Annotated in this window: 19 protein-coding genes; 12 read left to right on the top strand and 7 right to left on the bottom strand. The window is 63.5% G+C overall.

Annotated elements, in window-relative coordinates:
- Positions 1-94 precede the first annotated feature (94 nt).
- From P0D80_RS10375 to P0D80_RS10400, 6 genes are all read left to right on the top strand, one after another.
- Entirely contained in the window at positions 95-4,279 is a 4,185-nt protein-coding gene (locus P0D80_RS10375; protein WP_408283417.1) for a YhdP family protein, read from the top strand.
- A 129-nt stretch (positions 4,280-4,408) separates the two neighbouring features.
- Positions 4,409-5,260 carry a carbon-nitrogen hydrolase family protein gene (locus P0D80_RS10380; protein WP_408283420.1) on the top strand — a complete coding sequence of 284 codons (852 nt, stop codon included), beginning with the start codon at positions 4,409-4,411 and terminating at the stop codon, positions 5,258-5,260.
- Positions 5,261-5,380: 120 nt separating this feature from the next.
- Positions 5,381-6,847, top strand: coding sequence for a metalloprotease TldD (gene tldD / locus P0D80_RS10385; RefSeq protein ID WP_132376004.1), 1,467 nt, complete (start codon positions 5,381-5,383; stop codon positions 6,845-6,847).
- Between the two features lie 378 nt (positions 6,848-7,225).
- Positions 7,226-8,299, top strand: a complete 1,074-nt coding sequence (aroG, locus tag P0D80_RS10390) for a 3-deoxy-7-phosphoheptulonate synthase AroG (RefSeq protein ID WP_012431785.1) — start codon at positions 7,226-7,228, stop codon at positions 8,297-8,299.
- A 185-nt stretch (positions 8,300-8,484) separates the two neighbouring features.
- The gene (locus P0D80_RS10395) at positions 8,485-8,823 is read left to right on the top strand and encodes a type II toxin-antitoxin system RelE/ParE family toxin (RefSeq protein ID WP_408283424.1); all 339 of its coding nucleotides are present in this window, start codon (positions 8,485-8,487) and stop codon (positions 8,821-8,823) included.
- A gap of 3 nt (positions 8,824-8,826) precedes the next feature.
- Positions 8,827-9,159, top strand: coding sequence for a helix-turn-helix domain-containing protein (locus tag P0D80_RS10400; RefSeq protein WP_116142847.1), 333 nt, complete (start codon positions 8,827-8,829; stop codon positions 9,157-9,159).
- Positions 9,160-9,207: 48 nt separating this feature from the next.
- Here the strand turns inward: P0D80_RS10400 and P0D80_RS10405 are convergent, their stop codons facing one another.
- Positions 9,208-9,762 (bottom strand): cob(I)yrinic acid a,c-diamide adenosyltransferase, encoded by a 555-nt coding sequence (locus tag P0D80_RS10405; RefSeq protein ID WP_408283427.1) that lies wholly within the window; start codon positions 9,760-9,762, stop codon positions 9,208-9,210.
- A 216-nt stretch (positions 9,763-9,978) separates the two neighbouring features.
- Between P0D80_RS10405 and P0D80_RS10410 the strand changes: the two genes are divergently transcribed.
- The 6 genes from P0D80_RS10410 (at position 9,979) to proC (ending at position 17,043) form a co-directional block, all read left to right on the top strand.
- Entirely contained in the window at positions 9,979-11,394 is a 1,416-nt protein-coding gene (locus P0D80_RS10410; RefSeq protein ID WP_408283430.1) for an FAD-linked oxidase C-terminal domain-containing protein, read from the top strand.
- A 71-nt stretch (positions 11,395-11,465) separates the two neighbouring features.
- Positions 11,466-12,959 carry an FAD-linked oxidase C-terminal domain-containing protein gene (locus P0D80_RS10415; RefSeq protein WP_408178874.1) on the top strand — a complete coding sequence of 498 codons (1,494 nt, stop codon included), beginning with the start codon at positions 11,466-11,468 and terminating at the stop codon, positions 12,957-12,959.
- Between the two features lie 151 nt (positions 12,960-13,110).
- On the top strand, positions 13,111-14,199 hold the full coding sequence (gene glcE, locus P0D80_RS10420) for a glycolate oxidase subunit GlcE (protein WP_408178875.1): 1,089 nt from the start codon (positions 13,111-13,113) through the stop codon (positions 14,197-14,199).
- Positions 14,200-14,207: 8 nt separating this feature from the next.
- Entirely contained in the window at positions 14,208-15,434 is a 1,227-nt protein-coding gene (glcF, locus tag P0D80_RS10425) for a glycolate oxidase subunit GlcF (RefSeq protein ID WP_408178876.1), read from the top strand.
- Between the two features lie 37 nt (positions 15,435-15,471).
- Positions 15,472-16,170 carry a YggS family pyridoxal phosphate-dependent enzyme gene (locus tag P0D80_RS10430; protein WP_408283434.1) on the top strand — a complete coding sequence of 233 codons (699 nt, stop codon included), beginning with the start codon at positions 15,472-15,474 and terminating at the stop codon, positions 16,168-16,170.
- A gap of 57 nt (positions 16,171-16,227) precedes the next feature.
- Positions 16,228-17,043, top strand: coding sequence for a pyrroline-5-carboxylate reductase (gene proC, locus P0D80_RS10435; protein WP_408283437.1), 816 nt, complete (start codon positions 16,228-16,230; stop codon positions 17,041-17,043).
- A 347-nt stretch (positions 17,044-17,390) separates the two neighbouring features.
- Here proC and ubiA read toward each other — a convergent pair whose 3' ends face one another.
- The 6 genes from ubiA to P0D80_RS10465 form a co-directional block, all read right to left on the bottom strand.
- Positions 17,391-18,254 (bottom strand): 4-hydroxybenzoate octaprenyltransferase, encoded by an 864-nt coding sequence (ubiA, locus tag P0D80_RS10440; RefSeq protein WP_408283440.1) that lies wholly within the window; start codon positions 18,252-18,254, stop codon positions 17,391-17,393.
- Between the two features lie 198 nt (positions 18,255-18,452).
- Complete coding sequence (locus P0D80_RS10445) at positions 18,453-18,950, bottom strand: Dps family protein (protein ID WP_132376013.1); 498 nt, start codon at positions 18,948-18,950, stop codon at positions 18,453-18,455.
- Between the two features lie 153 nt (positions 18,951-19,103).
- Positions 19,104-19,262, bottom strand: coding sequence for a hypothetical protein (locus tag P0D80_RS10450; RefSeq protein ID WP_408283442.1), 159 nt, complete (start codon positions 19,260-19,262; stop codon positions 19,104-19,106).
- An 86-nt stretch (positions 19,263-19,348) separates the two neighbouring features.
- Positions 19,349-20,803 (bottom strand): catalase, encoded by a 1,455-nt coding sequence (locus P0D80_RS10455; protein WP_408283445.1) that lies wholly within the window; start codon positions 20,801-20,803, stop codon positions 19,349-19,351.
- 76 nt (positions 20,804-20,879) lie between these two features.
- Complete coding sequence (locus P0D80_RS10460; protein WP_408178882.1) at positions 20,880-21,017, bottom strand: hypothetical protein; 138 nt, start codon at positions 21,015-21,017, stop codon at positions 20,880-20,882.
- 181 nt (positions 21,018-21,198) lie between these two features.
- Entirely contained in the window at positions 21,199-22,158 is a 960-nt protein-coding gene (locus P0D80_RS10465; protein ID WP_132376015.1) for a LysR substrate-binding domain-containing protein, read from the bottom strand.
- Between the last annotated feature and the right edge of the window lie 632 nt (positions 22,159-22,790).

Below are 22,790 nucleotides of genomic sequence, written 5' to 3' on the forward strand. Positions count from 1 at the left end.
GCAGACAGGGTTTGCAGGAGGTCCGCCTACGCTTTCCCGTGTGTTACATTTCGTCGTTAATTCGCAAAACTACCATACGCCCTCCCGCCGCAGCATGTCCGAGCGAAACGAATCCGCCGACCAGCACGAAACTGCGCAGGTCCGGCCTGTGAGCGGACGCGACCACATCGTGCTGCGTCGGACCTTGCACGTGGTCCTCGCGCTCGCGCTCGTCCTGTACTTCATTGCGACGGGTCTGTTTCTCGGCTTGCGCTACGTGGTCCTGCCGCGGATCGATTCGTTCCGGCCGCGCATCGAAGCCGCCATCTCCGAAAAGCTGCACACGCAGTTCACCATCGGCAAGCTCGCGCCGCATTGGAGCGGCTTCCAGCCGGGTCTCGACGTCACCGACCTCGTAATCCGCGACCACGACGGCAAAGCCGCGCTGACCATCCCGCACGCCACCGCCGCGCTCTCGTGGAAGTCGCTCTGGCAGTTTCATCCCGCGCTGTCCAGCCTGATCGTCGATCAGCCGGACGTGCTGGTGTCGCGCAGCAGCGACGGCGTGCTTTCGGTGGCGGGCGTGCCGGTGCCGACTCGCCACAGCGGCAACGACACCTTGTCCACCTGGCTACTGCGTCAGCAGGCGATCGTGGTGCGCGGCGGCGCGCTGCGCTGGCGCGATGCGCAGCATGACGCGCCGGAGTTGGCGCTGCGCGACATCCGCATCGCGATTCTGAACGACGGCTACGATCACCGCCTTGCGCTGCAGGCGCCCGCCGACGGCCAGGTCCTGCACGGCCCGATCGATTTCCGCACGCACTTCAAACACGCGCGGCTCTCCGCGATCGGCAAGCCGATCAACTGGACCGGCCAGGTGTACGTCTCGACCGGCCCGGTCGATCTGCCGACGCTCGCGCGCTACGTCAATTTCCCGATCGAGACGTTTGCCGGCCGTATCGACAACGCCATCTGGATCGACTTCGCCGACGGGCGCATGAAGTCGGCGGGCGGGCAACTTGCCGGCACCGACGTCGCCATGCGGGTGCGTCCGACCCAGCCGAAGCTGCTGGTGCCGATCGCCAATTTCTCGTGGCGCCTCGAAGCCGACCAGGGCGACTACAGACTGCAACTGACCAATCTGCACGCCGAACTCGGCCAGCCGCCGCTCGACGACGGCACGCCGCTCACCCGCACACTCGCGTTCACCACGCTCAATAGCCGCTACCGGACCGCCTCGCAGCAACACGGGCAGCTCGTCAGCGTGAGCGGCGATCGTGTCGATCTCGGCATCCTCGCCGAATTCAGCCGCGCGTTGCCGCTGCCGCTGCGCCTCCTGAACAGTCTGGTGCGCTTCAATCCGCGCGGTCTGGTCGCCAATTATGTGATCGAAGTCGAACGCGGCAAACCCGAGTCCGGCGAAGCAGGCAGCGACCGCCGCCCGAGCGGCGCCGAGCCGATCGAACGCTATCGCTTCAAGGGCGACCTGCAGGGTATCAGCATCGCCGCTCAGGAACCGCCGCCGGGGCTCACACCACTGAATCACCCGCGCGCTGGCATTCCCGGCATCGAGAATCTGTGGGGCAGCGTGGATGCCGACGAGACCCACGGCACCGCCCTGCTCAACACCTCCAACGTCGCCATTACGCTGCCGGGCGTGTTCGACGACCCGCGCCTGAAGCTCGACCATCTGCATGGCCGCGCCGATTGGACCATTGCGCCGAAAGCGCCGGGCGAGAACCGCCCGGCCTTCACCGTGAAGCTGGCCGATTTCGGCGTCTCGAACGCCGACGCCGCGGCCACCGCCTCCGCCGACTACAGCAACCCCGGCCACGGACGCGGCTCGCTCGATCTGAAAGCCGACTTCCAGCGCGCGCAGGTGTCGCGCATCGTCCGCTACTTGCCGACCAGCATCAGCGAAAAGCTGCGCATCTATCTCGGCCACGGCTTGCAGGCCGGCATGTCGCACGGCGCGACCATCGAGATTCACGGCGATCTCACCAAATTTCCCTACTCGCGCGATCCGAGCGCCGGGCAGTTCCATATCGTTGCGCCGTTCAAGGGCGGCAAGTTCGATCCGACGCCATTCCCGCCGCGCAAGATGAGGAACGGCACGCCGAACGTGTGGCCCGCGCTCGACGGCATCGACGGCGTGTTCGAGCTCAAGCAGAACGTGCTGCGCTTCGACATCGACCGGGCGCATTACAAGCAGGTCGCGCTGATCGGCGTCAACGGCAGGATCGAGGACCTCGGCACCAAGGCGTCGAGCCTCGTCATCAAGGGCGATGGCCACGGGCCGCTCGCCGACATGCTCGACTACGTGAACGCCAGCTCGCTCGGCATCATGGCGAAGCATGAAACCGAGAAAGTGCGCGCCGAAGGGCCGGCGTCGCTCGCCCTTCAGCTGACGGTGCCGCGTACGCCGAAGCCGCACATCGCCGTGGAAGGCGCGGTCGGCTTCCAGAACAATCGCCTGAGCGTCGAGAACGTGCCGCCGCTGTCGCAACTGAAGGGCAAGGTGCATTTCACCGAGCACACGGCGCAGGTCGACCGGCTCTCCGGGCAATTCCTCGGCGGCGACGTGCATGCGAACGGCGGATTGCAGAAGGACGGCACCTATGAGCTCGACCTCGGCGGCCATATCGCCGTCGACGCCGCACGCGGCCTCAACCTGCATGGCCCGGCCGCGCAGGTGCTGACGCACATGAGCGGCAGCGCGCCCTACGCGCTCAACGTGCGCGGCGCCAAAGGACAGCTGCCCGAAGTGAAGGCGCACTCCGATCTGACCGGCCTCGCGCTCGACTTCCCCGCGCCTTTCAACAAGCCGGTCGGCACGCCGATGCCGCTGCGTTTCGCCGTCAGCCCGTCCGCGGCACCGGGCGAAGCGGGAATCGAGCGCGCCGATCTCACCTTCGGCCCGGTCGCCGCCACCTATCTGCTGCGCTATCAGCCGAAAACGACGCCGACGGTCGTGCGCGGCGCAATCGGCGTAAACAAGCCCGCCGACCTGCCGTCCGAAGGGGTAATCGCCGCCGTCGACCTGGACGAATTCGACGCGGACGCGTGGCGCGCGCTGATCACGCAAATACGCAGTAAAGAAGCGGCCGCCGCCGTGACGCCGGCTGTGCAGAACCCGACCGTCGCGCAATTCCTGCCGAGCCGCTTCGCGTTGCACATCGACACGCTGACGCTGCTCAAACGGCACTGGGACAGCGTGATCGTCGGCGCATCGCATACGGACCGCACATGGCAGGCGAACATCGCCTCGAACCAGGTGTCGGGCCATGTGTCATGGCTGCCGGGCGCGACGAAAGAGTCGCCGGGCACGCTGCAGGCGCGCTTTGCCCGCGTGGTGATTCCGTCAGCGACCGACAAGGACGTGCTCGGCCAGGCAATCTCGGCGCCGGCGCAGAACATGCCGACCATCGATCTGGTGGTCAACGAGTTGATCGTGCGCGACCGCAACATTGGCCGCCTCGAAGTCGACGCGCACAACTTCGACGAAGACGGCGTGCCGGTCTGGCAACTCGACAAGCTCGACATCACCAACCCCGCGGCTACGCTGACCGCCACCGCGAACTGGCGCACCTCGACCGGCCTCGGCAACAGCGCCGACGAAGCCACGCCGCGCCGCACCGTGTTCGATTTCAAGCTCGATATCAAGGACGCCGGCGCGCTGCTGGAGCGCTTCGGCCAGCCGCGCACGCTCAAGGCGGGCAGCGGTTCGCTCTCGGGCAAGGTGGTGTGGCAAGGCGGCCCGACCAAGATCGACTATCCGACCTTTAACGGCAATCTGGCCGTCGATCTGCGTCACGGCGAGATTCTCAAGGTCGATCCGGGCGTCGCCAAGCTGCTGGGAGTGCTCAGCCTGCAAAGCCTCGCGCGCTTCGCCACCATGAATTTCCACGACGTGATCGGCGAAGGCCTGCCGTTCGATCATGTCACCGGCACCGCGCAGGTTCACAACGGCATTGGCCGCACCGAGAACTTCGAGATGGTGACCGCACCGGCGCGCGCCGAGATGAAAGGCTCGGTCGATCTCGCTCAAGAAACCCAGGACCTGCACGTGCGGATCGTGCCGACGGTCAGCGCCGGCGCCGGTGTGATTGCCGCGGCGGTCATCAATCCGCTGCTCGGGCTGGGCGCGCTGGTGGCCGATGTGGCCTTCAGCCAGACGGTCTCGCACGCGTTCGCGCGGGATTACGCGATCACCGGTTCGTGGTCGAAACCGCACGTTGAGCGGGTGAAGAGCGATCGCGGTAAGATGGACGCTCCGGCTTCGACCGTGGACGCGCACTGAGCCTGCATCCGGCCCTTTGTTTGGTCAGACAGGCGCCGTGCCGCACCGGCGGCCCGAGCCAGCCTTGAACGACGTATGCGGCGCAAGCCATTCGCGCCGCCGCCTTGCCGGGAGTTTTTCGAAACGCTCATGAGCGAAACACACGTCTCGTCAACCGTCTCCAGCGGTTCCCTGGAAAGCGCATTCCCTGTCGCTGCGCTGCAAATGGTGAGCACACCGGATCGCGAGCGCAATCTCGCCGAAGCCGGGCGCCTGATTGCCGAAGCCGCCGCCGACGGCGCGCAACTCGTCCTGCTGCCTGAATACTTCTGCTTCATGGGCTTCAAGGATACGGACAAACTCGCCGTGCGCGAACCCTATCAGGACGGTCCGATCCAGCGCTTTCTCGCCGACGCCGCGCGCCGCCACCAGATCTGGGTGATCGGCGGCACGCTGCCGTTGATGTCGCCCGAAGCCTCGCGCGTGCTGAACACCACGCTGGTGTTCGACCCGCAAGGCAAAGAGGCCGCGCGCTACGACAAGATCCACCTGTTCAACTTCGAAAAGGGCGAGGAATCGTTCGACGAGGCACGCACTATCTGCCCCGGCGGCGAGGTCCGCACCTTCGAGGCGCCGTTCGGCCGCGTCGGCCTGTCGGTCTGCTACGATCTGCGCTTTCCGGAGCTGTACCGGCGCATGGGCGACTGCGCGCTGATCGTGGTGCCGTCGGCGTTCACTTACACGACCGGCCGCGCGCATTGGGAGATGCTGCTGCGCGCCCGGGCGGTCGAAAACCAGTGTTACGTGCTGGCCGCGGCGCAAGGCGGCAAACATGAAAACGGCCGCCGGACGTGGGGCCACAGCATGCTGATCGACCCGTGGGGCGAAATCGTCGCGGTGCGCGACGAAGGCGCAGGCGTGGTCGCCGGCAATCTCGAGCGTGCGCGCATCGACGAAGTGCGACAGAGTCTGCCCGCCTGGCGTCATCGTGTGCTCAGTTGACTCCTCTGACCCAGTTGATAAATCCATCCGCGTGACATTGAAACTGCGGCGTCTCCTACTCACATAGTGTGTGACAGAGGCGCTAACCGAATCCTTCGTATCGAGCAGAACATACTTCGCATGAACATCATCGAACCCGGTATCCGTAATCTCGCCACCGCCAAGGACATCCTCCTGACGCCCTACGGTCTCGACGAATCCCTGCTCACCCGCACGCTCGCCGAAATCTTCACGCACAAGATCGACTACGCGGACCTGTATTTCCAGTACACGCGCAGCGAAGCGTGGAGTCTCGAAGAAGGCATCGTGAAGTCCGGCAGCTTCAGCATCGACCAGGGTGTCGGCGTGCGCGCCGTGTCGGGCGACCGCACGGCTTTCGCCTATTCGGACGACCTGTCGCCCGAAGCGATCCGCCAGGCGGCGCTCGCCACCCGCTCGATCGCCAAGGCAGGCGGCGGCAAGCAGAAGATCAAGGTGGCGTCGTCGCTGACCGGCATCGCCGGGCGCGATCTGTACCTGCCGGCCGATCCGCTGCATTCGCTCGACGCGACGGCCAAGGTCAAGCTGCTCGAACGTATCGAACAGATGGCGCGCGGCCGCGATCCGCGCATCCAGCAGGTCATGGCCGGCCTCGCCGGCGAATACGACGTGGTGTTGGTCGCGCGCAGCGACGGCGGTTTCGCGGCGGATATTCGTCCGCTGGTGCGTGTCTCGGTCACGGTGATTGCCGAGCAGAACGGCCGCCGCGAAATCGGCAGCGGCGGCGGCGGTGGCCGCTTCGATTACGCCTATTTCACGGACGAAGTGCTGTCAGGCTATGTCGACGACGCCGTCCATGCGGCGCTGGTGAACCTCGACGCGCGCCCCGCTCCGGCCGGCGCGATGACCGTCGTGCTCGGACCGGGCTGGCCCGGCGTGCTGCTGCACGAAGCGATCGGCCACGGCCTGGAAGGCGACTTCAACCGCAAGGGTTCGTCGGCATTCGCCGGGCGAATCGGCGAGCAGGTCGCCGCCAAGGGCGTCACGGTGGTCGACGACGGCACGCTGCCGAACCGCCGCGGCTCGCTCAATATCGACGACGAAGGCAATCCGACCCAGTGCACCACGCTGATCGAAGACGGCATTCTGAAGGGCTACATCCAGGACACGCTGAACGCGCGTCTGATGAAGATGCCGGTCACGGGCAACGCGCGCCGTGAGTCGTATGCGGCGCTGCCCATGCCGCGCATGACCAACACATACATGCTCAACGGCGACAAGGATCCGCAGGAAATCATCGCTTCCGTGAAAAACGGGCTGTATGCGGTGAACTTCGGCGGCGGCCAGGTCGACATCACCAACGGCAAATTCGTGTTCTCCGCCTCCGAGGCGTACATGATCGAAAACGGCAAGGTCACGTACCCGGTGAAGGGCGCGACGCTGATCGGCAGCGGCCCGGAATCGCTCAAGTACGTCAGCATGATCGGCAACGACATGAAGCTCGATTCGGGCGTTGGCGTGTGCGGCAAGGAAGGCCAGAGCGTGCCGGTGGGCGTCGGCCAACCCACGCTGCGGATCGACAGAATGACGGTCGGCGGCACGGCCTGATTCGGCTGAAAATGCATACTTCGTGCACGTATTGCGCGAAGTATGCGGATTTTCCGCATTTTTGCACCCCGCGGCTTGCAAGCACCGCCTGCCCGGGTTATAAAGTCACTCACCCTTTTTGACCTGCGACCTCATTCGTCATGTCCGCCAAGTTTTATTTTTACTTTTTTTGGCATCTCAGACCGCTGGCGGATCGAGAGGGGTGTTAGTGCACGCAGGACACCGAGAATTCCCGAAAAACCGCCAGCTAGCCTGGCGGTTTTTTTTCGCCTCATGCCTTTGAAACTTTAATTTTGATGGTCGTCCGCTCTGGCATCGCTGCTTCATCGCAACCCTGATTGCCCGCGCGAACACGCTACGAACCGATTGGAGAACAACATGCCCCCGCACAACACCGACGATGTCCGCATCCGCGAATTGAAAGAACTCACACCGCCCGCTCACCTGATCCGCGAATTCGCTTGCGACGAAACGGTGTCCGACGTGATCTACAACTCGCGCACCGCGATGCATCGCATTCTGCACGGCATGGAAGACCGTTTGATCGTGATCATCGGACCGTGTTCGATTCACGATACCAAGGCAGCGATGGAATACGCGGGGCGTCTGATCGAGCAGCGCAAACGCTTCGCCGGCGAACTCGAAATCGTGATGCGCGTGTACTTCGAAAAGCCGCGCACGACGGTGGGCTGGAAGGGTCTCATCAACGACCCGCACATGGACAACAGCTTCAAGATCAACGACGGCCTGCGCACCGCGCGCGAGCTGCTGTTGCGCATCAACGAACTGGGCCTGCCGGCCGGCACCGAATACCTCGACATGATCAGCCCGCAGTACATCGCCGACCTGATCTCGTGGGGTGCGATCGGCGCGCGGACCACCGAATCCCAAGTGCACCGCGAACTGGCTTCGGGCCTGTCGTGCCCGGTCGGCTTCAAGAACGGCACGGACGGCAACGTCAAGATCGCCGTCGACGCGATCAAGGCCGCCTCGCAGCCGCATCATTTCCTGTCGGTCACCAAGGGCGGCCACTCGGCGATCGTCTCGACCGCGGGCAATGAGGACTGCCACATCATCCTGCGTGGCGGCAAGACGCCGAACTACGACGCGGACAGCGTCAACGCCGCGTGCGCGGACATCGGCAAGGCCGGTCTCGCTGCGCGTCTGATGATCGACGCGAGCCACGCGAACAGCTCGAAGAAACACGAGAACCAGATTCCGGTGTGCGCGGATATCGGCCGCCAGATTGCTTCGGGCGACGAACGGATCGTCGGCGTGATGGTGGAATCGCATCTGGTGGCGGGTCGCCAGGATCTGCAGGAAGGCTGCGCGCTGACGTACGGCCAGAGCATCACGGACGCGTGCATCGGCTGGGATGAAAGCGTCGCCGTGCTCGAAGGTCTCGCCGACGCGGTCAAGCAACGCCGTGTGGCACGCGGCAGCGGCAACTGAACCCACGCTGACTGCAGCGGTGGATGCACAGAAGAGCCCGGCTCGATGAGCCGGGCTTTTTGTTGGCCGAACGGACGAATGGTGCTTCTTTAGTCGCCTCTGTACCGTAACAACTCATGGCCGGGTCGAATGCGACTTGACCGGGATGAATGTTGCGTATAAAATTTTATACATGAAAGGCGGCTATGGAGCAGGAAAAAGAAATTCGCTGGCTAGGCTCCAGCTATCACGATTTACTCGCCTTTCCCGGGGAAATGCGTCGTCAAGCGGGGGTTCAGCTCAGCGAGATTCAGGCGGGCCTAGACCCTGACGACTGGAAACCGTTCGACTCGATCGGTCCCGGAACACGCGAGATTCGAATCAGGGAAGCAGACGGCATTTTTCGCGTCATGTACGTGACCAAGTTTGTGGAAGCGCTGTATGTGCTGCATTGCTTCCAGAAGAAAACGCAAAAGCTCGGTCCGCACGACAGGAAGATTGCCGAAACGCGGTATCGCGCCATCGTTAACAATAGGAAAACTTAACAAATGACGATCGACACCAAAATTCGTCACGTAACCAAGCCGGGCGCCAATCTGTTCCTCGAACTCGGCTTTTCCGCTGAAGAGGCGAAACGCCTGCACGCCGCATCGCAAAAACAGATCAACGACACGCGGCTGCTCAAGGAGCAGCTCATGACGGAACTGTCCACCTGGATCGAACAGCATCATTTGAAGCAGGCCGAGGCGGCCGAGATTCTGATGGTGTCTCGCCCGCGCGTGTCCGACGTGGTCAACAAGAAGACCACCAAGTTCACCATCGACACGCTGGTGGAAATGATGAGCCGGATCGGCAAGCCGGTCACGCTAGCGGTTGGCTAACGCACGGGGCTCTTCACGTGATCACACGCGTATTGCCAGGGCTGGGCTTTAGCCTGCGCTGCGTTCGTGTTGCCACAGCACATCGGTGCCGCCGTCCACGCGATTGAGCACGCGCGCGAGCACGAACAGCAGATCGGAAAGCCGGTTCACATACTGGCGCGGCGCGGCGTTGATAGTCTCGTGCTCACCCAACGCAACAATCGCCCGTTCGGCACGGCGGCACACGGTGCGGCACACATGCGCAAGCGAGGCCGCACGCGAGCCACCGGGCAGAATGAACTCCTTCAGCGGCGGCAAAGCCGCGTTGTAGTCGGCAAGCCAGTCGTCGAGTTGCGCGAGTTGCCGGTCGGTAATCATCGTGTGGCCGGGAATGCACAACTCGCCGCCGAGGTCGAACAGATCATGCTGGATCGTCACGAGCGCTGTCCGCACCTTGTCCGGCAAGGTTTCACACAGCAGCACGCCGAGGTTCGAGTTGAGTTCGTCCACGTCGCCGATCGCGGCAATGCGCGCGCTGTCTTTGCGCACACGGCTGCCGTCACCGAGACCGGTGGTGCCGTCGTCGCCCGTGCGGGTGGCGATCTTGCTCAAACGGTTGCCCATAAAGTCTCCCATGCATTCAGTGACGATGCGCCGCGCCATGGCCCGACACAGATCCGCAGCGGCACATCGGGCACCGCGTTTATCCATATTGCGCGCATCGTGAAGTCGCCGCCATTATAGAAGCGCTGGCCGGCTGCAACGCCGGCCCACGGGTGATCGGCGTAAAATGAAACACATGCTGCAAACCAGCACCGCCCCAAATACCAGGAGACATGCGTGAATCATCCCGTGCCGCCGGCCCCGCTGCGCCGGCCGTTTCCCGCCGAGTTGCTGAGCGCGCTCAAAGCCGTCTTCGCCGATCGCGTGTCCGTGTCCGAAGCCGTGCGCACCCATCATGGCCGTGACGAATCGCCGTTCGACCCGCAACTGCCCGATGCCGTCGTCTTCGCGCGCACGACTGAAGACGTGCAAACCGCTGTCAAACTGTGCGGCCAGTACAACGTACCGATCATCCCCTACGGCAACGGCTCGTCGCTCGAAGGACATCTGCTCGCCGTGCAAGGCGGCGTGTCGATCGATCTGTCGGAAATGAACCGGGTGTTGTCGATCAACGCCGAAGACCTGACGGTCACGGTCGAACCCGGCATCTCGCGCAAGCAGTTGAACGAGGCATTGCGCGACACCGGTCTGTTCTTCCCGATCGACCCGGGCGCGGACGCGAGCATTGGCGGCATGTCGGCCACGCGCGCGTCGGGCACCAACGCCGTGCGCTACGGCACGATGCGCGAGAACGTGCTCGGGCTGTCCGTGGTTCTGGCCGACGGCCGCGCGATCAAAACCGGCACGCGGGCTCGCAAGTCGTCCGCGGGTTACGACCTCACGCGCATGTTCGTCGGCTCGGAAGGCACGCTCGGTGTGATCACGGAAATCACCGTGCGCCTGTATCCGCAACCGGAAGCGGTGTCCGCGGCCGTGTGCGCGTTCCCGTCCATGGGCAATGCGGTGCGCGCGGTCATCGAAACGATTCAGATGGGCGTGCCGATTGCGCGCGTCGAATTCGTCGATTCGCTCGCCATCCGCTCGATCAATCGCCACTCGAATCTGACGCTGCGTGAAGCGCCCACGCTATTCTTCGAATTCCACGGCACCGAGGCGAGCGTGAAAGAGCAGGCCGAACTGGTCCAGGAGATTGCCTCGCAGAATGCCGGCGAAGGCTTCGAATGGGCGACGCGTCCGGAGGACCGCAGCCGTCTGTGGAACGCACGTCACAACGCCTATTTCGCCATGCTGCAGCTGAAACCCGGCTGCCGCGCGGTCACAACCGACGTCTGCGTGCCGATCTCGCGTCTCGCGGAATGCGTGGAGGAAACGGAACAGGATCTGAAAGCGTCGCCGCTGCCCTGCCCGATCGTCGGTCATGTCGGCGACGGCAACTTTCACGTCGCGATCCTGATCGATCCCAACAAGCCGGAAGAGCTCGTCGAAGCCGAACGTCTGAACCATCGCATCGTGCAACGCGCGCTGCGTATGGACGGCACCTGCACGGGCGAGCATGGCGTCGGCCTGCACAAAATGGGTTTCCTGCTCGAAGAGCACGGTGAAGTCGCGGTGGATACCATGCGCTCGATCAAGCACGCGCTCGATCCGCACAATCTGATGAACCCGGGCAAGATCTTCACCTGGGCGGCATGACGCGTATTCAGGCGCGGCTGCATGAGAGAACCAGCCGCGTTGGACTTGAAAGGCACGAGGAGACAAGTCACATGAACGCACCCGCTGAACTGACGGCCGAAGTACTCGCCCAGCGCCAGCGCGAAGTCGTGCAGGCGCTGATGGCCGTATTGCCGACCCATTGTTTGCTGTATCGCGAAGAAGACACCGTCGCCTACGAATGCGACGGTCTCGCGGCCTACCGGCGTCTACCGCTCGCGGTCGCGTTGCCGGAGACGGAATCGCAGGTGCAGCGCATCGTGCAGATCTGCCATCGCCTCGACGTGCCGATCGTGCCGCGCGGCGCGGGCACCGGCCTGTCCGGCGGCGCCATGCCGATCCGGCACGGCGTGGTGGTATCGCTTGCGCGCTTCCGCAAGATCGTCGAGGTCGACTCGTACGCGCGGACCGCCACGGTGCAGCCGGGTGTGCGCAACCTGTCCATCTCGGAAGCCGCCGCACCTTACGGTTTGTATTACGCGCCGGACCCGTCATCGCAGATCGCCTGCACGATCGGCGGCAATGTCTCGGAGAATTCCGGCGGCGTCCACTGCCTCAAATACGGCCTCACGGTGCATAACGTGATGCGCGTGCGCGCCGTGACCATGGAAGGCGAAATCGTCGAGTTCGGCTCTCTCGCCCCTGACGCGCCCGGTCTCGATCTGCTGGCCGTGCTGATCGGCAGCGAGGGCATGTTTGCGATCGTTACCGAAGTCACCGTCAAGCTGATCCCGAAACCGCAAACGGCGCAGGTCATCATGGCCAGTTTCGACGACGTCGTGAAAGGCGGCGACGCGGTCGCCGGCATCATTGCGGCGGGCATCATTCCGGCGGGGCTGGAGATGATGGACAAGCCGGCCACGCGCGCCGTCGAGGAATTCGTCAACGCGGGCTACGATCTCGAAGCGGCGGCCATCCTGCTGTGCGAATCGGACGGCACGCCCGAAGAAGTCGCCGATGAAATCGTGCGCATGACCGCGGTGCTGCGCGAACAGGGCGCCACCCGCATCCAGATTTCCCGCTCGGAGAACGAGCGCTTGCGCTTCTGGTCCGGCCGCAAGAATGCATTCCCGGCCGCCGGGCGCATTTCACCCGACTATTACTGCATGGACGGCACGGTGCCGCGCCGCAGTATCGGGCCGCTGCTGGCGCGCATCGAGGCGATGGAGAAGACCTACAACTTGCGCTGCATCAACGTATTCCATGCGGGAGACGGCAACATGCATCCGCTGATCCTGTTCAACGGCAACGACCAGGACGAGTGGCACCGGGCCGAAGCGTTCGGTTCCGACATCCTCGAAACGTGCGTCGAACTGGGCGGCACGGTGACCGGCGAGCACGGCGTCGGCATCGAGAAGATCAATTCGATGTGCGTGCAGTTTTCGCCCGAAGAGCGCGACGCGTTCCACGCGGTCAAGCGGGCTTTCGACGCACCCGGCCTGCTCAACCCCGATAAAGGCATTCCCACGCGGGCACGCTGCGCCGAATACGGCAAGATGCACGTGCGCGGTGGCTTGCTACCGCATCCAGAGCTGCCGCGGTTTTAACGCTGTGCCGTGCCCGCCGACGCATCACGCATAGCTCGCGTGGGCGCCGGTTTTCCTGCTCTCACCCTGATTACCCGATGCGGGTCCGCTCCTGGTTGCCAGCGGGCCCCCGCCCGGTACAATCAAACGAAACACAACGAAGCAGGACACCATGGAAGAGGACGACATCGTCGCCGTGTGGTCGGAACGTGTGCGTTCGGCCAGCGCCGAGGGGCGCGCGTTGCGCATCCGTGGCGGCGGCACCAAAGACTGGTACGGTCAGACGCTGGAAGGTGACATCCTCGACACGCGCGCTTATCGCGGCATCATCGCGTACGATCCGGCAGAGCTGGTCATTACCGCGCGCGCGGGCACGCCCCTGCTGGAGATCGAGGCCGCGCTCACCGACCATCATCAGATGCTCGCCTTCGAGCCGCCGCACTTCGGGCCGCAGGCCACCTTCGGCGGCTGCATCGCGGCGGGTATCGCCGGTCCGCGCCGCCCATCGGCCGGCGCGGCGCGCGACTTCGTGCTCGGCGCCGTCATCATGAACGGCCAGGGGCAGAAGCTGCATTTCGGCGGCCAGGTGGTGAAGAACGTCGCGGGCTATGACGTCTCGCGCCTGATGGCCGGCTCGCTCGGCACCCTGGGACTGATCCTCGAACTGTCGATCAAGGTACTGCCGTTGCCGCAGGCCGAAGCCACGCTCAAATTCGACATGAACGGCACCGACGCGGTCCGTAAGCTCAACGAATGGGGCGGCCGCCCGCTGCCGATTACCGCGAGTGCCTGGCGCCATGGCACGCTGGCCGTGCGCCTCGCCGGCGCCGAGGCCGCAGTCAAGTCGGCGAAGATGGCGCTCGGCGGCGAAGTCGTCGATGCGGTTGAAGCCGAACGCTTCTGGGCGGGCCTGCGCGAACAGACCGACTCGTTCTTCGCCGCCATTCCGCCGCGGGCCGCACTGTGGCGCCTTGCGCTGCCTTCGATCACGGAGCCGCTGCAACTGCCCGGCGCGCAACTCATGGAATGGGGCGGCGGCCAGCGCTGGTGGATCACCGACACCGACGCGCAGACCGTGCGCATCAGCGCCAAGCAGGCCGGCGGCCACGCCACGATCTTCCGCACCGGCCACGGCTACGACCGCGGCGCCGGCGTATTCACCCCGCTGCCCGCGCCGCTAATGAAAATCCATCGCGGCCTGAAAACCGCTTTCGACCCGGCCCGCATCTTCAATCGCGGCCGTCTCTACCCCGACTTCTGAGCGACGCGATGCAAACCAACCTCGCGGACTTCATTCGCAACACGCCCGACGGCGACGAAGCCGACGGCATCCTGCGCAATTGCGTGCACTGCGGTTTCTGCACCGCCACCTGTCCGACGTATCAGATACTCGGCGACGAACTCGACGGCCCACGCGGACGGATCTATCTGATCAAGCAGATGGTCGAAGGCGCGCCGGTCACGCGCAGCACCCAGATCCATCTCGACCGGTGCCTGACCTGCCGAAACTGCGAAACGACCTGCCCGTCCGGCGTGCAATATGGCCGGCTGGTGGAAATCGGCCGCAAGATCACCGAAGAAAAAGTCACGCGCCCGTTCAGTCAACGGCTGGTGCGCCGCATGCTCGCGAGCTTCGTGCCGAACAGCGCACTGTTCACGCCGACCATGCGGATCGGCCAGCATTTTCGCCCGTTGCTGCCCAAGAAGCTGCGCGACAAAGTGCCGGCGCGGCAGCGTCCGCTCGAATGGCCGACCGCCAAACATCCGCGCAAGATGCTGATGCTGGCGGGTTGCGTGCAACCGTCGATGATGCCGAACGTCAACATCGCCACCGCGCGCGTGTTCGACGCGCTCGGTGTCGAAATGCTGATCGCGCCGGATGCGGGCTGCTGCGGCGCGATCCGTCTGCATCTGGGCTACAACGACGAAGCGCTCGACGACCTGCGCGCCAACATCGACGCATGGTGGCCCTACGTCGAACAGGGCGTGGAGGCGATCGTCATGAACGCGTCCGGCTGCGGCGCGACGGTCAAGGAATACGCGCACTTGTTGCGGCATGATCCGGCGTATGCGGAAAAGGCGCGCCGCGTGGTGGAATTGACGCGCGACGTCGCGGAAATCCTGCCGGAGTTCGAAGAAGCGCTGATCTCGGTCACGCGCCGCCGCTCGGTGCACACCGTGGCGTTTCATCCGCCTTGCACGCTGCAGCATGGTCAGCAGATACGCGGCAAGGTCGAGCATTTGCTGACCGCGCTGGGTGTCGAAGTGCGCCTGCCCGCCGACAATCATCTGTGCTGCGGCTCGGCCGGCACCTACTCGCTGACGCAGCCCAAGCTCTCGTATGCGCTGCGCGATCAGAAGCTCGAGCGGCTGCAGGCGCAGGAGCCGCAGGTGATCGTGTCGGCGAACGTCGGCTGCATTGCGCATCTGCAAAGCGGCACGTCGACGCCGGTCGCGCACTGGATCGAACTGGTCGAGCACATGCTGTCCGTATAATCGGGTAATCGACTCTCGCTGGACTTCCGGTTCCGACATGCCCGATCTGATTCACAACCTCGAGGCGGTGCAGCAGCGCATCGCCATGGCCGCGCATGTGGCCGGACGCGATACGCGTTCGGTCCATCTGCTCGCGGTCTCCAAGACCTTCCCCGCCGAAGACGTACGCGCCGCCTACAACGCCGGCCAGCGCGCATTCGGTGAAAACTACGTGCAGGAAGCCCTCACCAAGATCGAGACGCTCGCCGATCTGCGCGCTACGCTCGAATGGCACTTCATCGGTCCGTTGCAATCGAACAAGACGCGGCCGGTCGCCGAGCAGTTCGATTGGGTGCATTCGGTCGATCGGTTGAAGATCGCGCAGCGGCTCTCGGAGCAGCGTCCCGATAATTTGCCGCCGCTCAACGTGTGCCTGCAGGTCAACATCAGCGGCGAGACGTCGAAGAGCGGCGTGAGCGTTCCCGAGGCGGTGGAAGTCGCGCAGGCGATCGCCGCCCTGCCGAAGCTGAATTTGCGCGGCCTGATGGCGATTCCCGAGCCCGCCGGCGGCATCGACGAACAACGTGTGCCGCATCGGCACTTGCGCGAACTGTTCGAGCGTCTGTGCAACGACGGACTCGAACTCGACACGCTGTCCATGGGCATGTCGAGCGACCTCGAGGCCGCCGTGCTGGAAGGCGCGACGATCGTGCGCGTCGGCACTGCGATCTTCGGCGCGCGAGATTACTCTAACTGACCCTTGCGGGCCTTTTCAGGCTCTTTGGGCTCCTCACGGCACTTCCTTCGGAACATCATGAAAATTGCTTTTATCGGCGGTGGCAACATGGCTGCCGCGTTGATCGGCGGCCTCATCAAGCGTGGCGTCGCACCCGCTGACCTCTACGCAATCGATCCCAACGAAGACGCGCGCAAGCGCAACGAGCAGCAATTCGGCATCAAGACCGGCGCCGCCGCGGATGCCGCGCTCGCCGCGTACGACGCCGTCGTGCTGGCGGTGAAGCCGCAGATTCTGAAAAGCGTCGCCGAGGCGGTGGCGCCGCATCTGAATGCATCGCAACTGGCGGTGAGTATCGTCGCGGGTATTCGCATGAGCGACATGTCGCGCTGGCTGAATGGCCACAACCGTATCGTGCGCGTCATGCCGAATACGCCGGCGCTGATCGGCATGGGCGTGACGGGACTAGTGGCGACCGGCAGCGTCGACGAAGCGGGGCGCGCGCTCGCATCGCAAGTGCTGGGGGCGGTAGGCGAAACGGTCTGGTTCGACGACGAAGCGAAAATCGACGCCGTCACCGCGATCTCGGGCAGCGGACCGGCCTACGTGTTCTATTTCATCGAGGCGTTGCAGGAAGCCGCCCGCCAGCTCGGCATGGATGAAGCGCAGGGTCGCGCGCTGGCCGTGGCGACCTTCACCGGCGCGGCGCAACTGGCGGCGAATTCCGACGAGCCGCCGAGCGTGCTGCGCGAACGTGTGACATCCAAAGGCGGCACGACGGCGGCGGCGCTTGCGTCGTTCGACGCGAGCGGCATCAAGGATGCGATCGTGCACGGCGTGCTCGCCGCCGATGCGCGCGCCAAGGAAATGGGGGACGAGTTCGGCAAGCAGTGAGCGCGCTCGCGCGGCGCGAGGAAGTCGGGAAATTTCAGGAAGGGGAGCACGTTGTGGCACGCCGCGCTGCGATTCGAACCGGCGCGGCGTCTACGGCGCCGGACGCGAAGTAAGTAGCGCGGCAGAACTGACCGCGGTAGCACTTCCATTCAGGCCACGGCGACACCCGCCGATAGAAACGCAAAGCCAGCGTAAATGCCGCGCAAAAGACCGAGCGCGGTGCCTACTGCGCCGCAAGCGCGAAGAATGTAGCGCAGTAAAACTTGAAGGCCGTAGCGCTTCGATTCAAGCCGCAGCGCCGCCTGCTCAATAGAAACGCAAAACCAGCGTAAAACCGCGCAACAAAACTAAAACGACCCCACCGCGTAATGCGCGGCGATGCCGACGAACAGCGCGCCGCCCAGCCAGTTGTTATGCCGGAACGCGGCGAAGCACGCCATCCGTTCACGGTCGCGGATCAGCGTGTAGTGATAGATCGCGCAGCCCGCGGCCGCCGCCCATCCCAGCCAGTACAGCACGCCGAAGCCGAGCAGCACGCCGATACCGACGTAAATCCCCAGCGTCACCGCGTAGCAGATCATGATCGCCGCCACATCGAAGCGGCCGAACGTCAGCGCCGACGTGCGGATACCGATCTTGACGTCGTCGTCACGGTCGACCATCGCGTATTCAGTGTCGTACGCCACCGACCAGAACACATTGGCCAGCAGCATCACCCACGCGAGCAACGGCACGTGGTCCTGTATCGCGGCGAACGCCATCGGAATGCCGAAGCCGAACGCGATCCCCAGATACGCCTGCGGAATCGCGAAGAACCGCTTGGTGAAAGGATACGAACCGGCGACGAAAAGCGCCGCCACCGAGAGTTCCTTGGTCAGCGTATTCAGCGGCAGGATCAGCAGAAACGCCAGCAACGACAACGCGGCCGCCAGCGCCACTGCTTCCCACGCCTTGATCTTGCCCGACGTGATCGGACGATTCTCCGTGCGCTTCACGTAGCGATCGAAGTCGCGATCTGCGTAATCGTTGATCGCGCAGCCCGCCGAGCGCATCAGCACCGTGCCCACGATGAAAATCACCAGCAGCGGCCACGTCGGATGACCGTCGGAGGCGATCCACAGCGCGTTGAGCGTCGGCCACAGCAGCAGCAGGCTGCCGATCGGCTTGTCCATGCGCACGAGGCGCAAATACAGGGGAAGTCGGGCGAACATGGGCGGAGTCGGTGAAAGTGCGAAGACGGTGCGGCTATTTTACGGGAAGCGGACGACGGGTCGCTTCCGAGCGGGCAGGACTGACCGAGCCGGCGCTGCAAAAAACAAAGCCTCCCGTGCAGGGAGGCTTTGTTGGTGTCGCACTTTACCGAAGACGCAGACGGGTACGTCGAAACGTGACGCCTTGCGCGCTAATGCTTAAGCGAGCATCGAGCGCAGCATCCACGCGGTCTTTTCGTGCGTTTGCATGCGTTGTGTCAGCAGGTCGGCGGTCGGCTCGTCGTTGGCGGCTTCCGTCGACGGGAAAATCGCGCGTGCGGTACGCACGACGGCTTCCTGACCTTCCACCAACTGGCGGATCATTTCTTCCGCGGCCGGCACGCCGTCCGCTTCCGGAATCGACGACAGCTTGGCGAAATCCTTGTAGCTGCCCGGTGCATGCACGCCCAGCGCGCGAATCCGTTCAGCGATCGAATCGACCGCCAGCGCGAGCTCGTTGTACTGCGTTTCGAACATGAGGTGCAGCGTATTGAACATCGGACCCGTCACGTTCCAGTGGAAGTTGTGGGTCTTCAGGTACAGCGTATAGGTGTCGGCGAGCAGTCGCGACAGACCTTCTGCAATCTTCTTGCGATCCTTGTCGCTGATCCCGATATTGACGTGCTGTACGGCTGCTGCGGCTTCTTTTTTGGCCATGACGACTCCTTTGAAGAGTGATACGAACCGGTTGGCAAAGTGACGGTCTGCGGATAGCAAACTCGACAGCTCGAACGCTCGACAGTTTAGCCTGGAAAACTGCTGCGTTCGTATGACGCGTGGCCACTTGCCGCATCACGGCGGCGGCTTGGATCAGCCGCCGAGCGCGTGTTGCAGCGCCTGCGCGACGATCACTGCGACTCCGCTCGCGAAGATCGCAAAGCCCACCGCCCTGCGCGCCAACAATGCGTGCCGTTGCGCGCTATTTGCGGCTGACGTGCCGCCCAGCGCGGCTATCATCATCTGCGTCATGATCGTGCTCCTTCGGTTCGTATCGGTACCAGCGGGACGCAGATGCGCCCCGCTTTGCTGCATGACTTCAACTGCGCAATTGCTGTTTACTTCTTATTGCGTTCCGCGAGGTTGGCCATCGCCGCGATCACGCCTTCCGCGTAAGCCGGGTCGGCGCGACGGAAATGCTCGATCTGACGCGCAACGATCTCCTGCGGCACACCGTTGATATGGCGTGCGATGTTGCCGAACAGACGCTCGCGCTGAGTTGCATCGAAGAGCGCAAACAACATACCTGGCTGCGTGTAGTAGTCGTCGTCCAGGCGATGATCGTAGCGATCCACAGCGCCCGCCGCGAGCGGCGGCTCGGACGCGTTGGCGTCCTGCGCGAAATCGCCGAAGCGGTTCGGCTCGTAATTCACGTTGCCGCCGAGGTTGCCGTCCGTGCGCATCGCGCCGTCGCGATGGAACGAATGCGGGCTCGGCACGCGCGCTGCATTCACCGGAATCTGGTGATGATTGATGCCGAGGCGATAGCGCTGCGTGTCGCCGTACGAGAACAGACGGCCCTGCAACAGACGATCCGGCGAGAAACCGATACCCGGCACCACGTTGGCCGGCGTGAACGCCGCCTGCTCCACATCCGCAAAATAGTTCCGTGCGTTGCGATTCAACTCGATCGTGCCGACGTCGATCAACGGATAGTCCTTCTGCGACCACACTTTCGTGATGTCGAACGGATTGAAGCGATACGTCGCGGCTTGCGCTTCCGGCATCACCTGAATCGCGAAACGCCACTTCGGGAAGTTGCCCGCGTCGATGTTGCCGACCAGATCGCGTTGCGCGCTTTCGCGGTCTTGCGCCACCACTTGTGCCGCTTCGGCGTCGGTGAAGTTCTCCATGCCTTGCATCGACTTGAAATGGAACTTCACCCAGAAACGCTCGTTGTCGGCGTTGATGAACGAATACGTGTGCGAGCCGAAGCCGTGCATCTGCCGGTAATTCTGCGGAATGCCGCGGTCGCTCATCAGAATCGTCACCTGATGCAGCGACTCCGGATGACGCGACCAGAAATCCCACGCCGCGACATTGCTGCGCATGTTGGTGTACGGGTCGCGCTTTTGCGTGTGGATGAAGTCCGGAAACTTCAGCGGATCGCGGATAAAGAACACCGGTGTGTTGTTGCCGACCACGTCCCAGTTGCCTTCTTCCGTGTAGAACTTGATCGAGAAGCCACGCACGTCGCGTTCGGCGTCGGCTGCGCCGCGCTCGCCGGCCACCGTCGAAAAGCGCATGAAGAGCGGCGTTTCCTTGCCGACTTGCGCGAACACCTTCGCCTTCGTGTAGCGCGAGATATCGTGCGTGACCTTCAGCGTGCCGAATGCGCCCGAACCTTTTGCGTGGACACGGCGTTCCGGAATCACTTCGCGATCGAAGTGAGCGAGTTTTTCGAGCAGCCAGACGTCTTGCAGAACAACCGGACCGCGTGAGCCGGCGGTCATCGAATTCTGGTTGTCGGCGACGGGTGCGCCGGCGGCACTGGTGAGCTTACGTTCGGTCATGCGTGACTCCTGGTTGGCTTTTATCGAAACTGATTGTGGGGAGCGGCGCGGCACACAGATGCCAGAGGCTCATGCGTTATGCGGACAAGGCCCGATCGACCAGCAGGGACAACGCGACGGTACGCACGCTGAGCATCGACGCGACAAAACCGCGCGGCACGACGGCCGATTGAGCGATGAAGGCGTGGATTTGTTGCGGCTTGGATTGCGTCATGGCTTCCTCCGGGTCTTATGGGATCGGGCGATCCATGGAGGAAACTATAACAACACTATCGAAATACTGTTTTTGATTAATTTTATCTATTCGATAGGACTTGTGGCTATCGGCGCCTCGGGCGGGCGCCAAGACCGGTCGCTGGACGTGTGCGCAGCGAGCCGGCTTCTCGGTGCGCTGGTTAGTTGACGGCGACCGGCAAATCGAGCTTCTTGACACCCGCCAGATCGCAGGAGCTGATGGCGTCGCAAATGGCCTCGATGGCGGGCATGCGCGTGAAGCTCTTGCGCCAGGCCAGCACGACGCGGCGATCCGGCACGGGTTCGTCGAAAGCGACGTAGCTGAGCAGCCCCGAATCGATGCCGCCGGCGTGCGGTTTGACTTCATGAACCGACATGCGCGGCAGCACGGTAATGCCGACACCGCTCGCCACCATGTGACGGATGGTTTCCAGCGACGACCCTTCGAAGGTCTTCTGGATACCGTCCGCGTTTTGCGAAAAGCGCATCAGTTCCGGGCAAACGCCCAGCACGTGGTCGCGGAAGCAGTGACCGCTGCCGAGCAGCAGCATGGTTTCCTGCTTCAGATCGTCGGCATCGATTTTCAGGCGGTTTTCCCAGGCGTGACCGGACGGCAAGGCGACCACAAAAGGCTCGTCGTACAGCGGGCGCAGCATCAGGCCCGTTTCCGGAAACGGCAGCGCCATAATGGCGACGTCGATTTCGCCTTGCTTGAGCAGTTCGATCAGCTTGAGCGTGTAATTTTCCTGCAGCATCAAGGGCATTTGCGGGACGCGCTTGATCATCTGTTTGACGAGCGTGGGCAGCAGGTACGGCCCGATCGTATAGATGACGCCCAGGCGCAGCGGCCCGACCAGCGGGTCTTTGCCTTGTTTGGCGATTTCCTTGATGGCGAGCGTCTGCTCGAGAACGCGTTGAGCTTGCGTGACGATCTGTTCGCCGATCGGCGTGACACTCACTTCGCTGGTGCCGCGCTCGAAGATCTGGACGTTGAGCTCGTCTTCAAGCTTTTTGATCGCCACCGACAGCGTCGGCTGGCTGACGAAACACGCTTCGGCGGCCCGGCCGAAGTGCCGCTCGCGGGCGACCGCGACGATGTATTTCAATTCGGTGAGCGTCATTAGGGGACCAATCAGTGCGATGAATTCGATAGGTTCTAGTTATACACCTATAGGGTCGGTTCGCCAACCATTTGGTTTTTTGCGCGGGGCGCTGGTGGGGTGGAGTGCTTGCTGAGTTGGCCTTTCCTTGAATTCACGGTGGTCTATTAGCGTTGCCCCTGTGCGGGGCGGCACCTACTTTCTTTGCTTGCCGCAAAGAAAGTAGGCAAAGAAAGCGGCTTCACACCGCCAGCCTATAAGCGGGTCCCTCGCGCAGTCGCGGTAGTGGTGCATCTGGAATCTGTGTTCTCGCGCATTCCGCGTGAGTGACAAGGCAGTCATTCTTCCGGCAGCGCTGCGCGCGCCGTCGCGGTACTTCATCAACCTGCGGTGCGATCGCCCGGCGTTCGCTCTCCGTGCGGCGTCACGGCATGCGGCGCAATCCCGTCATGTTTTTCGGCGTTTCCCCGAGGCCGACGGCCCGCTCGCGCACAAGCGAATCCACCGGATTCCGCCGGACTCTTCCGGCGAGTGCGTAGCGCGAGGCGGGAGGTATGACTGCCTTGTCACTCACGCGGAATGCGCAAGAACACAGATTCCAGATGTACCACTACCGCGACTGCGCGAGACACCCGCTTATGAGCTGGCGGTTT

This window comes from Paraburkholderia sp. RL17-373-BIF-A (assembly GCF_046030175.1).
In the GTDB taxonomy this organism is placed as follows: Bacteria; Pseudomonadota; Gammaproteobacteria; order Burkholderiales; family Burkholderiaceae; genus Paraburkholderia.